Genomic DNA, 14,341 nt, shown 5'->3' with positions numbered 1-14,341 from the left:
TCCTTGCGTGTCATGAAAAGGCGGCCTAGTGCTTAGGCTGTGCGCTTCTCTAGTCTGGCATAAAAAAAGCCATCGTGACTGTTTACGGTAGGAAACAGCTGGCGTCCCTGACCGCTCTGCTCTCCCCAGGCCACATCGTGGGGCGTGGTGGCGTTGGCATCCGGTGTGCGGGCCAGAAACGCATCGATTTGTGCCGCATTCTCTTCGGGCAGCACTGAGCAAGTGGCGTAGAGCAGCGTGCCGCCAGGACGCAGTAGCGGCCAGAGGTTATCCAGCAGTTGGCGCTGCAGTTTAGCGAGCTGACGAATATCCTCTTTACGGCGTAGCGCTTTGATATCCGGGTGGCGACGAATCACGCCCGTGCCCGAGCAAGGGGCGTCCAACAAAATGGCGTCAAACGGTGTGCCGCTCCACCAGTCGCGGGTAGTGGCGTCGGCGTGCTTTAGCTCGGCGCTCAGCCCTAAGCGGCTGAGCGTATCGTCCACCCGCGCCAGCCGCTGGTTGTCGTTATCAATGGCGGTGAGTGCAATATCAAACTGCTCTAACAGATGGGCGGTTTTGCCGCCAGGCGCGCAGCAAGCATCCAATACGTGAGCACCGGGGCGTGGGGCGAGCGCCGGGCCAAGCAGCGCTGCAGAGAGCTGCGCCGCTTCATCCTGCACGCTGACGTGGCCCTGCTCAAAACCGGGCAGTATGGCAACGTCGCAGGGCGTTGTTAGCGTAATGCCGTCTGGAGCGTGACAACAGAGATGCCCGTCTAAGCCTTGCTCGGTCAGCTGCTGGAGATACGCTTCACGGTCGTTATAGTGCTGGTTGACGCGTAGGGTCATCGGTCCTGGCTCGTTATTGGCCTGGGCAATGGCACGCCACTGTTCGGGCCAAGCGTGGCGCAGGGCGTCCAGCAGCCAGGGCGGATGCTCCAGGGCAACGTTTTCGTCACGATCAGCGACTTCTTGCAGCGCGTCGGCTTCACGCTGCAGGCGTCGCAGGCAGCCGTTCAATACTCGGGTGGCCCACTCTTTGCCAAGCAGGCGTGCTGCCCCGGCGGTTTCTCCTACCGCTGCGTGGGCAGGAATGCGCATATAAAGCAGCTGATAAATACCTACCAGCAGCAGAGCGTGGATATCGGCATCGCGCTTTTTAAATGGCTGTTTGAGGAGCTGGCTAGCCAGTGCTTCTAGGCGTGGAAGGCGGCGGCAGGTGCCGTAACAGAGCTCTTTCAGCAGGCCACGGTCTCGGGCCACTACGCTATGTTCATCCAAGCTGGCCAGCGACCCTTTATCAGTGAGAACCGGGACGAGGCTACGGGCAGCGGCTGCGCGGACATCTAGGCCGCTGCCGCCTTTGGCTGGGCGTTGCTGGCTCATTGGCTAGCTCCTTGCGGGGTTTGCCCAAGGCGAACGCCGACGGTGAGTGAGGTTTGGCGGGCGTTTAATAAGTCGCGTACCGCCATCGCTTTGCCGCCAGGTAGCTGGGCACGACTGACACACAGCACTTCTTGCCCTTGTTCGCCGCAGGCAATACGCAGGTGATCATCGCCATGTTCCAACAGCGTACCGGGGGGCGATGGCGGCTGTTCACCTTGCTCGACGCTGGCCATGAGTAGGCGCAGGCGGTCGTTACCTAGCGTGCACCAAGCCACCGGCCACGGGTTGAAGGCGCGGATTTTGCGCGCCAGCTGCTCGGCGGGCTGGCTAAAGTCTAGCTCGGCCTCGGCTTTGCTGAGCTTGGCGGCGTAGGTCACGCCCTCTTCCGGCTGAGGCGTTGCCTCTAGGCTGCCGTTGTCGAGGTTGTCCAGCACGTGGATCAGCGCATTAGCACCTTGAATGGCCAGCCGGTCGTGGAGGTCGCCACCGGTGGTGCGGGAGGTAATTGGGGTACGCACTTCATACAGCATGGCGCCGGTATCCAGCCCCGCATCCATTTGCATGATGGTCACACCGGAGACGCTGTCGCCCGCTTCAATGGCGCGCTGAATCGGCGCCGCACCGCGCCAGCGGGGCAGCAGCGAGGCGTGCACGTTAATGCAGCCTAGGCGCGGCGTGTCCAGCACCGCTTGGGGTAGCAGCAGCCCATAGGCGACCACGACCATCACATCGGCGTTCAGTGCCGCCAGTTCGGCTTGAGCATCGGCGTCTTTGAGACTGGCGGGTTGGACCACCGGCAGCCCGTGCTCTTGTGCTAGCTGTTTGGCCGGGCTGGGCGTGAGCTTGCGGCCGCGTCCAGCAGGGCGGTCGGGTTGGGTGTAAACCGCCACGACTTCGTGTTCGCTGTCGAGAACGGCAGCAAGGCTGGAGGCGGCGAAGTCTGGCGTGCCAGCAAAAACAACGCGTAACGGTGACATGGTGGAGAGCCCTTAGGAGAAGAGAGAAAGTGCCATCTATGAAACGCACAAAGGCCGAGAGGCAGCGCTGTTGTTACAGGCGAGTGCCTGCGGGCAGCGTGTCAGCTCGGCCAGTGGCCAGGTGATGAGGTGCCGGTTAGGCGTCGTTCATCAGCTTGTGGCGCTTTTGCATTTTTTTCATCACCCGGTCGCGCTTGAGCGGTGAGAGGTAATCCACAAATAGTACGCCTTCCAGATGGTCGTACTCATGTTGAATGCAATGGGCCAGTAGGCCATCTGCTTCCAGCTCGTAGGGCTCACCGTTACGATCCAGCGCGTTGAGCTTCACTTTCAGGTAGCGCGGCACTTCAGCGTAGTATTCAGGGATCGACAAACAGCCCTCGGAGAGCGGCTCTTTGGCATCGCCAATGGGCTCGTAGCGCGGGTTAATCAGCACCAGCGGCTGGGAGTTATCGTCGCTGACATCCATCACCACCACGCGGCGATGGACATCGACTTGCGTTGCGGCAAGGCCGATGCCGCGCGCGTCGTACATGGTCTCCAACATATCGTCGACGAGCTGGCGGACCTCGTCGTCAACGGTTTCCACCGGTACCGCCTTGGTGCGCAGGCGCTCGTCGGGGAATTCGAGAATAGGAAGTTTGGCCATGGCGTTACAATCACCGTTATGCTGAGTCTTTAAGATGAGCTGGCTGCCACCTGTGTCGGCGAGCCTAACTACTTTACTATTGACCACTATATCATGCTGATAGCGATCCTGGGCACGCGCGACACCGTGCAGCCCCTTAAACCGCTTCACCAACGACTGCCTGGGGAGAATCGGATGGTGGCTCTAAAGCCTCTTTATTATAGCGTCTTTGGCGTGCTCTTAATGTGGGTGCTGTCGGTCAGCCAGCCAGCCTTAGCCGTGGAAGGGTTGCGCAACGATGCGCCACAGCGCTACGAAGTAGTGCCTGGCGACACGCTGTGGGATATCTCCGCCCGTTATTTACGCTCGCCCTGGCAGTGGCCTTCGCTATGGCAGGCGAATCCGCAAGTTCGTAACCCGCACCTTATCTACCCCGGCGATGTGCTGGTATTGGGGACATGCCAAGGCCAACCATGCCTTTCTGTGGAGCGGGGCCAAGGGGTCGTAAAGCTCTCGCCGCAGATGCGTACAGTGCCTAAACGAGAGGCGATTACTCCTATTCCGATGGAGGTGGTGCGCGCCTTTCTACGGGAGCATCGCGTGGTGGAGCCAGGAGAGAGCCCGCAGGAGCTTGCGTATGTGGTGGGCGGCGATAACCAGCGCTTGATTAGCGGCGCAGGCGATACCCTGTACGTGCGTGGCAGCGTACCCGCCAGAACGCGCCTGGGCATCTACCATCCAGGCGAGCCCTATGTATCAGCCAATGGCGCACTGTTGGGCGATGAGTTGATCAATATTGGCGAGGCGCGCTACCTGGGCAGCGAGGGCGATATTGCTCGCATCGAAGTGCTTAGCGCCTACCAAGAAGTGCGTAATAACGACATCCTGCTGCCTCTAGAAGATCGTGAGCTAAGCGATGCCTTTGTTCCCCGTGCACCGTTGAATAACGTGTCGGGCCAGATTGTTGCGGTACCGGGCGGAGTACGATTTATTGGGCGGCTGCAAGTGGTGGCACTGGACCTGGGAACGCAAGACGGCCTACAGCCGGGCCATGTATTGCGCGTAGACCAGCAAGGGGAGTTGGTAATTGACCCACGTACCCAAGAGCTGCTGCGGTTGCCCAATACCGAGGCAGGATTGGTGATGGTGTTCAGGCCCTATAATCATATGAGTTACGCCTTGGTCATGCAGGCCTCAAGGGTGCTGGCAGTGGGAGATAGTGTACACACGCCGACGCGCTAAGGTGTGCATCAAGATTTGATATAAGGGGAGCTCTATGGACGCTAAGGAGTGGCTGGCGGTAAATGCTTTGCCCGGTATGGGCGCTGCGCGGATTGCGCAAATGGTGGCGCGCAAGCCTCAATGGCCACAAGGGTGGCTAGCGACTTTGCCCAGCAATGCCGCCAATGCCCTGCGATTGTGGCTGGCGCAGCCAGAACGCAGCCCGCTGCAACAAACGGTCAATGACACCCTCTCCTGGTTACAAGAAGGCCCCAACCGCCATCTGCTTCACCGCGACCATCCTGCATGGCCAGACCTTTTAAACCAACTTCCTGACCCGCCAGCAGTGCTATGGGCCCAGGGCGATCTTCGCGCGTTAGAGGCCCCAGGCCTTGCCATGGTAGGTACTCGTCGCCCAACGTCGGAAGGGAGTGGACATGCCCAGGCGTTTGCCCGGGAGCTGGCCAACCGAGGCTGGTGCATTGTCAGCGGGATGGCGCTGGGTGTGGATGGCGTGGCTCAGCGTGCGGCGCTCGCCGCAGGTGGAAGCTCCATTGCCGTGCTTGGCTGTGGTATTGATGTCATCTACCCCGCCCGCCATCGAGATTTGTATGAACAGCTCAGTACGCTACCGGGCGGCTTGCTGCTCTCTGAGCATCCACCAGGCACTGTGGCCCGTCCGGCCTTCTTCCCCCGGCGCAACCGAATTGTAACGGGCCTTTCGCTAGGCACCTTAGTGGTTGAAGCAGCCGAGAAGAGTGGCTCGCTCGTCAGCGCCCGCCTCGCCCTAGAGCAGGGTCGCGAGCTGTTTGCGCTGCCGGGTTCGCTACACAATGTCCAGGCTCGTGGCTGCCTGCAACTGTTGCGTAGTGGCGCCACCCTGGTACGCCATGTGGACGATATTCTCGAAGAGTTACAGCATTGGGTGTCGCGCTTTGTGCCTGCGCCGCTAGCAGTTGCAGCCGATGAGCCGTTGGCTCATCAACCGAGTATTGAATTACCGTCGGCGGATAATCTGTTAAACGCCTTAGGCCCATCGCCTACCCCCATTGATGTGTTGGTGCAGAGCACCGGTATCTCGGTCAGCGAGTGCCAGCAGCGGCTATTGATGCTGGAGCTGGATGGCAAAGTGACGCAGCAGGCGGGTGGTTGGGTGCGGCTGGCAGCGCCATGGTAAGATGCAAACTCAATTTTGTGATTGGCTGAGAGCTTATCAGGAGCGTCTATGAAACCGGCGGTTGACGTGAAAGCGGCGGTGAGCGCGCTGCGTAAAGGCGGTGTGATTGCCTGCCCCACCGAAGCGGTATGGGGGTTAAGCTGTGACCCCGATAACGACGAAGCGCTGGCGCATCTCATGCGTATGAAGGAGCGCGACCCGGCCAAGGGCGTGATTTTGGTGGCGGCGAGTATCGCGCAATTTCAGCCCTGGTTGAACCAGTTGCCGTTGGAACTCCATGCGCCGTTGGCGGCCAGTTGGCCAGGCCCGAATACTTGGCTGGTGCCGGACAATGGTCGCAGCCACGGCCTAGTACGCGGCGCTCATCAAAGCGTGGCGCTACGCGTCACCGACCATCCGCTGATGAAAGCACTGTGCGAAGCCTTTGGCGGGCCGCTCGTCTCCACTTCCGCTAACCGTGCAGGCGATCCGCCCGCTATGAGCGCGGAAGAAGTCGCCACGATCTTTGGCGATGACGTAGCCGCCATCGTGGCGGGCGAATTGGGCGGCAATGCCAAACCCAGCACCATCCGCGATTTAGTGACCGGCAAAGTGATGCGTGACTAGCCGCTCGGCTTCGTCACACTGTCAGCGATTCACGATTCACGATTCACGATTCGCGATTCACGATTCACGATTCACGATTCACGATTCACCTCACCAGGAGTTACCGTGGCCCACGAGCACCTAGACGATGTTAAAGCGTACCTTCTCGACCTTCAGGAGCGCCTCTGTGAAGGGCTTGCTGCCGCCGATGGGCGGGCCGCGTTCAAAGAGGATAGCTGGCAGCGCGAAGAGGGCGGCGGAGGCCGCTCGCGGGTGATGGAGTCGGGCGCTATTTTCGAAAAAGGCGGCGTCAACTTTTCCCATGTCCACGGTGCGCAGCTGCCGCCGTCTGCGACTGCTGCCCGGCCCGAGCTAGCCGGGCGCAGCTTCCACGCGGTGGGAGTCTCCTGGGTGATGCATCCTGAAAACCCCAATGTGCCGACAAGCCACGGCAACGTTCGCTTCTTTATTGCCGCAAAAGAGGGTGAGCCGCCGGTGTGGTGGTTTGGTGGCGGTTTTGACCTAACCCCCTACTATCCGGTGTTTGAAGATGTGGTGCACTGGCACCAAGTGGCCCGCGAGGCCTGCGCGCCCTTTGGTGAGGGCGTTTACGAGCGCTACAAAGCGTGGTGCGACGACTACTTCTATCTGAAGCACCGCGAGGAGACCCGTGGCGTCGGCGGGCTATTTTTTGATGACCTGAACGAAGGCAGCTTTGAAGAGTGTTTTGCGTTTCAGCGCGCGGTGGGTGATAGCTTTCTGGATGCTTACCTTCCCATTGTCGAGCGCCGCAAGCAGGACGCGTGGGGCGAACGCGAGCGTGATTTCCAGCTTTACCGCCGCGGCCGCTACGTGGAGTTCAATCTGGTGTGGGACCGGGGTACGCTGTTTGGCCTGCAAAGCGGCGGGCGCACGGAGTCCATTCTGATGTCCATGCCGCCGCTGGCCCGTTGGGAGTACGCTTTCACTCCCGAGCCGGGCAGCCGTGAAGCGCAACTGCACGACTATTTGGTGCCACGCGATTGGTTGGCCGAGGCCACCCAGCAGAACAACGCCTAAGGAGCTTCGATGACTGACCGCTACTGTGTGTTTGGTAACCCAATCAAACACTCTAAATCGCCGCTGATCCACGGTGAGTTTGCCAGCCAGACTCATCAGGCCATGAGTTACACCGCCGAGCTGACGCCGGTAGAGGGGTTTGCCGACGCATGGCGGGCGTTTATCGCCGATGGTGGCCGTGGTGCCAACGTGACCGTTCCCTTCAAAGGCGATGCCTTTGCGCTTTGCGATACCCTGAGCCACCGCGCCAAGCGCGCACAGGCGGTGAATACGCTGATTGTGGGCGGTAACGGGCGTACCTATGGCGATACCACCGACGGTATCGGGTTAGTGCGGGATTTGGCCTATCACCGCGTCCCTCTGGCGGGTAAGCGTGTGCTGGTCATCGGCGCAGGCGGCGCGGTGCGTGGCGTATTGGAACCGCTGCTGGCGGAGCAGCCCAGTGAGGTCGTTATCGTCAACCGCACGGCAGAGAAAGCCGAGCAGTTGGCCCAAGCGTTTGCCGACTTGGGCAATATCCAGGGCGGCGGTTTAGCATCCATCGACGGGCAGTTTGATCTGGTGATTAACGGTACCAGTGCCAGCCTATCAGGCGAGCTGCCGCCGCTGCCGGAGACGCTGTTTGCCAAAGGTGCCTGGGCCTACGATATGATGTACGGTTCAGAGCCGACGGTGTTTCTACAGTGGGCAGGGCCGCGAGGCGCCAAGCTGCTGGATGGTTTGGGAATGCTGGTCGAGCAAGCCGCCGAGTCGTTTTTTCTATGGCGCAACGTGCGGCCTGAAACGGCCAGCGTGCGCACGCTGCTGCGGCAATCGCTCAACTATTAGCCGGTAGGGGGATAGGAGATAGTTGAGGCAATGGGGGCGAACGCCCCCATTCAGGTTGTGCTTGGGCTAACGCGGTTTGGTATAAAACCCCACCATACACATCACCAGCCCCACCACGGATAACAGCATGCCGCCATTCACCAGCAGCGGCGAGCGCTGCAGCCACGACACAAAAGGTTGTGGCGTATCGTAGCAAGCTCCTTCCAGATAGTTCCAGTAGCCGCCCTCAAGCTGGCAGGCGCGAACGTCGCCCAGCTCCCAAAAATAGACGCCCAGCAGTACTAAAATCGGCAGGACTAACAGCAGTAAACCCAAACGGATCATCGAAACCTCTAAGCGCCGCTATGGACGCGGGCAGTTGGGAGTGCGGCCGTTGTTGCGGGCCTGCTCATAACTCGTCAGTGCCCGATCCATGTTGGCTTGGAGGCCCTGAATGCGCTGGCCTTGCCCGGGGTGGGTCGACATCCATACGGGGGGCGCGCCGCCGCCGGTGGCTGCCTGCATGTTCTCCCACAGAGTGACGCTTTCACGTGGGTTGAAGCCTGCTTGGGCCATGAGGTCTAGGCCAATCACATCGGCCTCGCTCTCATGGGCGCGGGAGAATGGTAGTACGATGCCGTACTGAGCGCCCATGCCGAGTACCCCCATCAGCTGCTGGCCACCGGCGGACTGCATGCCGGAGGTGCTGGAGAGTACCGATAGGCCTAATGACGTGGCGCTCTCGGTTGAGGCGCGCTCATTGGCGTGGTTGGCCAGCACGTGACCAATCTCATGACCAATCACAGAGGCTAATTGGTCCTGGGTTGTGGCAATATCCAGCATGCCCGTGTTCACACCCATGTAGCCGCCAGGAAGTGCAAAGGCGTTGGGCTGCTCGGATTCAAACACCCGGATTTGCCAGTCTAACTGCTGCTGCTCGGCAGGCAGTTCTGCCACAATGGCATCCGCAATACACTGCACATAGCGCTGGCTTGCCTGACCCGCTGTGGGCAGTTCCTGCTGATATTGGGTAAACGCCTGACGGCCCATCTCGTTCAGCTCGCTATCAGAGAGCAGCAATAGCTGCGAGCGACCGGTGGGGGAGGTCGTACAGGCGGCGATTGAGGCGCAGAGCGCCGTAACCGCTAATGGGCGAAGCCAACGCATAGATAGTTTCCTTATAGACGAGTGGGGATCCTTGCACACAAGTTGACATCCTCCCTTCCCTCAACTTGCGCTGCCGTCTGGCGACGGAAAGGAAGAGGATTCCCAGGTTGTTACCTTCCTGGTTTCTGTTTCCAAGACGATTGCCCGAGGGAATGGCTTGGTTATCGCCGTAAAAGTCCCACGGTGGGGATTTTTACGGTGGCGAACCAACTCATATCCCCCAGGTCTCACATTGTCTCCACAGACGTCACTTTCCGAGTGCCCCTCGGTAGGTCGTGTCGACGTGCGTAGTATAGCACTGTACAAAACGTCAGCAAGGGCATCCTGCGGATGCCGCGCTATCCATCCGCTCACTAAAAGTAAGCGGTTTTTCGCGCTGGTTAATAACCACTGTTAGTGGTAAATCAACCCTTATCGTAACTTACTCCGGGGATGTCGATGGATGCTGAATTAAGCCAGCGCCTAGCGCGGTTACTCGATCATGTCGACCACTGGCTGCCGCCTGCGCCTACGCCGGTGGAATGGAACACCCATGTCGCGGCCATCTGGCAGCGCCACCCACTGGGCGGGCGGTTGGTGCCGGTACCGCCGAGAGACACCATGACGCTGGACGACCTGCTAGGCATTGAGCGCCAAAAGCTGGCGTTGGTCGATAACACCCGGGCATTTTTGCAGGGGCTGCCAGCTAACCATGCGCTGCTCTGGGGCTCACGAGGTAGCGGGAAATCGTCTGTGATACGTGCGCTGCTCAACTCGCTGGCCACAGAGGGGTTACGGCTGATCCAGGTTGACCGACATGATCTATCGAGTCTGCCGCTGCTAGTGGAACAACTGCGGGATCAGCCGCATCGCTTCGTAGTGTACTGTGACGATCTCTCCTTCGAGGGTAACGATGACGCGTATAAGGCGCTCAAGAGCGTGCTAGACGGCGCGCTGACCGGGCCACCAGATAACGTACTGCTCTATGCCACCTCGAACCGTCGTCACCTGCTGCCGGAGTCGATGGATGACAACAGTGGCTCCCGGTTGGTGGGCGAGGAGCTGCACCACGGCGATGCGGTGGAAGAGAAAATCTCGCTGTCAGACCGTTTCGGCCTGTGGTTAGGCTTTCATCCGTTTAGCCAAGCCACCTATCTTGAAGTGTGCGAACACTGGGTGAGTCGTATTGGTGGACAGCAAGAGTGGGATGAGGCCGCCCGTGCGGAGGCGGTACGTTTTGCCACGCTACGCGGTGGGCGCAGCGGCCGGACAGCGTGGCAGTTTGCGGCCCACTACGTAGGCCGCAAACGCCTTCATGAGCGCGGTGAGTAGCGCGCTTGGCAAGACTTAGCGTTGGGGGATGAGCTGCCCGTCGGCGCCCACGTTCAAGCGAATGGTCGGGGTGAGCAGGCCAGCGGGCAGTGTCATGCCCAGGCCGCGCAAATCCCCTGGGGTAATGGCCAGTTCACTGCCTGCAGGCAGCTCCCCTTGGCTGGCGAGTTGGCTGGCCAGCTCTAGCATTGGCGTCATTTGCTGGTGGTCTGCAGCTAGAACATCAAAGGCCACCGGCAGGCGGAGATTGGCGTCTTCCCCAGACGTGAGGGTAACGTTCTGCCCATAATTGCCTTGCACTGGGTCTACGCCAGGCATGTCCAGCGTCCAGCGAAAGCCAGACATCTCCACCGGAGGCATGCCAGCGGGCAGGCCAAGCCCCATCGCCAAGGTGGCTTGCACCGGCAAGCTGCCAGCACCCAGGCTAGAGGCCAGCAAGCTCGATAGATCGCTGGTGTCCAATCCAGCATTGACGCTGTAAGGGCCAATGCGTACGTCCTCAATCCCCAGCGATGTGACCGCCAGACGAAACGCAAACAACCCTGTTTGAGGCAACGCCAAGCAGCCGGTTAGCAGGCTCGCCAGCAGCAGTAAAACCAAGCCGCGTCCGCGACGAAAAGCGTAGTGCATGTACGTCCCTCCTAAGAAGGGCAAGTGTTGATAAGAAAGGATCGGTCGAGCAGGTGACGAAAAGCGTCGCTATTTGAGGGCGGGAGGGGGGCTCTGTCAAGTAGATTCGGTGGTAGTGCCAACAAAAACGCCCGCTGCGTATACAACGGGCGGGGAAGCAAAGTGCCGCGCTTAACGGCGGCTTTTGCGCGCCTCTTTGGTACGGTTAAGCTCGCGCTTTTTGGCTTTCTCTTTATCGCTGGCGCCCGCCATGTTATCGAACGGGTTGTTGCCCGACCGGAACTCAAAGCGCATCGGCGTGCCGCGCACCTTCAACACTTTACGGAAGGTATTGGTCAGGTAGCGACGATAAGCCTCAGGCAGCGATGCTGTCTGGTTGCCATGCACCACAATAATCGGCGGGTTGCTGCCACCCTGGTGAGCCATACGCAGCTTGATGCGGCGGCCGTTGACCATGGGGGGCGGATGCTGGCTTACCGCATCCTGCAGCAGCGTGGTGAGACGGTTGGTCGACCAGTGCGCGTTGGCGGCGTTAAACGCCCGCTCAATGGAGGGGTACAAGTCGCCCACTGCGGTGCCATGCAGCGCGGAAATAAAGTGCAGCTCGGCGTAGTCGGCAAAGCCCAGACGGCGCTTGATGTCGGCGCGCATCTTCTCTTTGGCTTCGCTCTCCAGCCCGTCCCACTTGTTGACCGCCAGTACCAACGCACGCCCTGTGGTGAGCACGTAGTCCAGCAGGTGCAGGTCCTGCTCAACCAAGCCGCTGCGGGCGTCCAATACCATGACGGCCACGTGGCTCTCTTTGATCGCATCCAGCGTTTTGATGATCGAGAACTTTTCGGCGATTTCACGCACGTTCTTACGCCGCCGAATGCCGGCGGTGTCGATCAGCACGTACGGCTTGCCGTTGCGCTCGAAAGGGATTTCGATAGCGTCGCGGGTGGTGCCCGCTTCATCGAATACTACCACGCGCTCTTCACCGAGCAGGCGGTTGACCAGCGTAGATTTACCCACGTTCGGGCGGCCAATCACGCCAATGCGAATGCCTTTGCTGCCTGTATCGGCAGGAATGCTGGCATCCCGTTCGGGGAAGGGTTCAAGCACCGTATCAATCAGCAGCGATACGTTGCGGCCATGAGCGGCGGCAATCGGCCACGGGTCACCCAGGCCCAGTTTCCAGAAATCGGCCATGGCCGAGTGCTCTTCCAGGCCGTCGGTCTTGTTGACCACCAGCCAGGTCTTTTTCTGGTTGACGCGCAGGTGGTTGGCAATCGCTTCGTCGGCGACGTTCAACCCGGCGCGGGCATCGACCAGGAACAGCACGATATCGGCTTCGTCGATGGCCGCGAGGGACTGCTCGGCCATCGCGGCATCGATGCCTTCTTCGTCACCGCTGATACCGCCGGTATCGATGACGGTGTACGCCTTTCCACCCAGCATGCCGTTACCGTATTTACGGTCACGGGTCAGGCCAGGAAAGTCTGCCACCAGCGCATCGCGCGAGCGGGTCAGACGGTTAAACAGCGTCGATTTGCCCACATTGGGGCGACCGACTAATGCAATGACGGGTGTCATGGAGTTACTTCCAGGGTTTCCAGGCGACCATTGTTGGCCTGGACATGAATGGTGCTGCCTTCAGTCACCGGGCGCACGCTAATACCCGAATCATCGATACGGGTGCGGCCGACCAGGTTGCCTTCGCGGGCGTCGATGAGGTGGACATAACCCTCAAAATCACCCACGACGATGCGGCCATCGGCAAAGGCGGGGGCGGTGAGCCAGCGATCTTCCAGGTCATCGTTACGCCAGATCTCTTGGCCGCTGTTGGCGTCCAAGGCAACGATGTGGCTGTCGTCGCTGACCACAAATAAGAAGTCGCCCACCAGAATCGGCGTGTGGCGGCTGGAGAGGTTGGTTTCCCACAGCACACCGCCACGGGTCGCTTCCAGCGCAACCACACGGCCGTTGTAGCTAGTCACGAACAGGAGGCCATCGGGGCTAAGTACTGGCTGGCCAGACAGGTCCACTAGGCGCTCAACGTCGCTACGGCCACGTGGTGTGGCAATCTGCATTTCCCAAAGGGGCTGGCCGCTGCGGTTGTCCAGCGTCGCCAGGCGTCCGTTGGCCGTACCCACGAAGGTGACCGGGTCGATGACCATCGGCGTTCCGGTGCCGCGCAGCGTTAAAGCAGGCTGAGAGCTGGTGTAGACCCAGCGCTCTTCGCCGCTAGCGCGATCCAGGGCTGTGATCTGGCCGTCCACGCTCTGAACCAGCAACAATTGTTGATTGGCCTGCGGAGCGGCCAGCACTTCGCTGGAGACCCGCGAGCGCCAAGTAACGCTACCGTCGCGCTGGTCGAGGGCGATCACTTCACCGTTACGGGTGCCCAGGTAAACTTGGCCGGCAATGGCGTTGAGTGCACTGGAGATGGGAGTATCCAGCTCGACTTGCCACTCACGCTCACCGCTCTGGGCATTGAAGGCGGCTACCAGGCCGTTGGCATCGGCGGCAAACACGGTATTACCCTCGCGTGCCGGTGCAATCGGGTAGCGGGCACGGCCAAAACCGTCGCCAACGCTGCGCCGCCACTGGCTATCCAGTGATGAGGTTTCATTGAAGCTACGCAGCTCTTTGGGGGTGTAGGCAGGCTCACCCTTGCTGGCGCAACCCGCCAGCAAGGCCAGCGCAACGGCGCCCAGTGTGGCACGCATCAGCGAAGTGGAAAAACGTGGTTTTAACAGGCTGTTGGTCATCACTGTGTCGCCTCCTCGGCGCCGAGATCGTCGAGCTTGAGCTGCACGCCATAAAGCGGCTGGTTCTGCGTTTGGGCAATCTCCAGCGCGGCTTGCCATGCTTCGCGAGCCTGCTCGGGCTGGCCAAGCGCCAGGTGAGCATCGCCGCGTACGTTGGCCTGTTGGGCGGCCAGCGTGTCGGTGATCGGCTGGTCCAATAGCTCCAGTGCCGCCTCGGGGTTGCCTTCGGCTAATTCGATACGCGCCAGCCGCAGCCAGGCCAGGCTTTGAACATAACGGCGTGACGAGCCGTCGGCGACGCTTTCAAGGGCTGCTTTGGCCGCGGCCAGATCGCCTTCCTGCACGGCCAGGCGGGCCTCCAGCAGCTGTGCCAGTTCGGCATACAGGGTGTTGCCGTAGTCGTCGGTGAGCTCATCAATCAGCGTTTGTGCCGCGCTTAACTGATCCCCTTCCAAGGTGGTGCCAGCGGTCATGTTGATGAGCTGCTGGTATCGGGCAGAAGCTGCCTCTGACTTACCCTCTTGGTAGTTCTGCCATGCGTTCCAACCAAAGACGCCCGCCGCAGCGAGAACGGCACCGGCAATCAGCGAGGTTCCGTTCTCTTTCCACCAGCGTTTGACGACTTCTAGCTGCTCTTCTTCGCTTCTCAGCTCCGCCAC

General features: G+C 60.4%; 15 protein-coding genes. 6 read left to right on the top strand and 9 right to left on the bottom strand.

Going from position 1 to position 14,341, the window contains the following annotated elements; all coding sequences use genetic code 11:
- Positions 1–32: 32 nt before the first annotated feature.
- The 3 genes from rsmB to def all read right to left on the bottom strand — a co-directional run bounded on the left by rsmB (position 33) and on the right by def (position 2,993).
- A complete protein-coding gene (gene rsmB / locus A3220_RS03570) occupies positions 33–1,367 on the bottom strand; it encodes a 16S rRNA (cytosine(967)-C(5))-methyltransferase RsmB (RefSeq protein ID WP_062373219.1) in 1,335 nt (444 codons plus the stop codon).
- Positions 1,364–2,344 carry a methionyl-tRNA formyltransferase gene (fmt, locus tag A3220_RS03565; protein ID WP_062373216.1) on the bottom strand — a complete coding sequence of 327 codons (981 nt, stop codon included), beginning with the start codon at positions 2,342–2,344 and terminating at the stop codon, positions 1,364–1,366. Before fmt ends, rsmB begins: the two co-directional genes overlap by 4 nt.
- Positions 2,345–2,480: 136 nt before the next feature.
- Positions 2,481–2,993: a peptide deformylase gene (gene def, locus A3220_RS03560; protein ID WP_062373307.1), complete on the bottom strand. Its 513-nt coding sequence runs from the start codon at positions 2,991–2,993 to the stop codon at positions 2,481–2,483.
- A gap of 174 nt (positions 2,994–3,167) precedes the next feature.
- Here def and A3220_RS03555 point away from each other — a divergent pair, with 174 nt between their 5' ends.
- The 5 genes from A3220_RS03555 to aroE all read left to right on the top strand — a co-directional run bounded on the left by A3220_RS03555 (position 3,168) and on the right by aroE (position 7,842).
- Positions 3,168–4,214 carry a LysM domain-containing protein gene (locus A3220_RS03555; protein ID WP_044628941.1) on the top strand — a complete coding sequence of 349 codons (1,047 nt, stop codon included), beginning with the start codon at positions 3,168–3,170 and terminating at the stop codon, positions 4,212–4,214.
- A 34-nt stretch (positions 4,215–4,248) separates the two neighbouring features.
- Complete coding sequence (gene dprA, locus A3220_RS03550) at positions 4,249–5,370, top strand: DNA-processing protein DprA (protein ID WP_062373213.1); 1,122 nt, start codon at positions 4,249–4,251, stop codon at positions 5,368–5,370.
- Between the two features lie 48 nt (positions 5,371–5,418).
- Complete coding sequence (locus A3220_RS03545; RefSeq protein ID WP_044628939.1) at positions 5,419–5,976, top strand: Sua5/YciO/YrdC/YwlC family protein; 558 nt, start codon at positions 5,419–5,421, stop codon at positions 5,974–5,976.
- 105 nt (positions 5,977–6,081) lie between these two features.
- Positions 6,082–7,014 carry an oxygen-dependent coproporphyrinogen oxidase gene (gene hemF, locus A3220_RS03540; protein WP_044628938.1) on the top strand — a complete coding sequence of 311 codons (933 nt, stop codon included), beginning with the start codon at positions 6,082–6,084 and terminating at the stop codon, positions 7,012–7,014.
- A 9-nt stretch (positions 7,015–7,023) separates the two neighbouring features.
- On the top strand, positions 7,024–7,842 hold the full coding sequence (gene aroE, locus A3220_RS03535) for a shikimate dehydrogenase (protein ID WP_062373210.1): 819 nt from the start codon (positions 7,024–7,026) through the stop codon (positions 7,840–7,842).
- A gap of 66 nt (positions 7,843–7,908) precedes the next feature.
- Here the strand turns inward: aroE and A3220_RS03530 are convergent, their stop codons facing one another.
- Positions 7,909–8,166 (bottom strand): hypothetical protein, encoded by a 258-nt coding sequence (locus A3220_RS03530; protein ID WP_044628936.1) that lies wholly within the window; start codon positions 8,164–8,166, stop codon positions 7,909–7,911.
- An 18-nt stretch (positions 8,167–8,184) separates the two neighbouring features.
- Positions 8,185–8,988, bottom strand: a complete 804-nt coding sequence (locus A3220_RS03525) for a M48 family metallopeptidase (RefSeq protein ID WP_062359912.1) — start codon at positions 8,986–8,988, stop codon at positions 8,185–8,187.
- 438 nt (positions 8,989–9,426) lie between these two features.
- Here A3220_RS03525 and A3220_RS03520 point away from each other — a divergent pair, with 438 nt between their 5' ends.
- Positions 9,427–10,299 carry an ATP-binding protein gene (locus A3220_RS03520; RefSeq protein WP_062373206.1) on the top strand — a complete coding sequence of 291 codons (873 nt, stop codon included), beginning with the start codon at positions 9,427–9,429 and terminating at the stop codon, positions 10,297–10,299.
- 15 nt (positions 10,300–10,314) lie between these two features.
- Here the strand turns inward: A3220_RS03520 and A3220_RS03515 are convergent, their stop codons facing one another.
- From A3220_RS03515 to A3220_RS03500, 4 genes are all read right to left on the bottom strand, one after another.
- Positions 10,315–10,929, bottom strand: a complete 615-nt coding sequence (locus A3220_RS03515; RefSeq protein WP_044628933.1) for a hypothetical protein — start codon at positions 10,927–10,929, stop codon at positions 10,315–10,317.
- Positions 10,930–11,100: 171 nt separating this feature from the next.
- Entirely contained in the window at positions 11,101–12,504 is a 1,404-nt protein-coding gene (gene der, locus A3220_RS03510; RefSeq protein ID WP_054644943.1) for a ribosome biogenesis GTPase Der, read from the bottom strand.
- Positions 12,501–13,682, bottom strand: a complete 1,182-nt coding sequence (gene bamB / locus A3220_RS03505) for an outer membrane protein assembly factor BamB (protein WP_062373202.1) — start codon at positions 13,680–13,682, stop codon at positions 12,501–12,503. Before bamB ends, der begins: the two co-directional genes overlap by 4 nt.
- Positions 13,682–14,341 carry a tetratricopeptide repeat protein gene (locus A3220_RS03500; RefSeq protein WP_062373199.1) on the bottom strand — a complete coding sequence of 220 codons (660 nt, stop codon included), beginning with the start codon at positions 14,339–14,341 and terminating at the stop codon, positions 13,682–13,684. The genes bamB and A3220_RS03500 overlap by 1 nt, the downstream gene beginning before the upstream one ends.

It is taken from the genome of Halomonas sp. KX33721, assembly GCF_001596805.1.
In the GTDB taxonomy this organism is placed as follows: Bacteria; Pseudomonadota; Gammaproteobacteria; order Pseudomonadales; family Halomonadaceae; genus Vreelandella; species Vreelandella aquamarina.
Note: the sequence above shows the minus strand (reverse complement) of the source record. Positions and strands in the feature narration are given on the sequence as shown.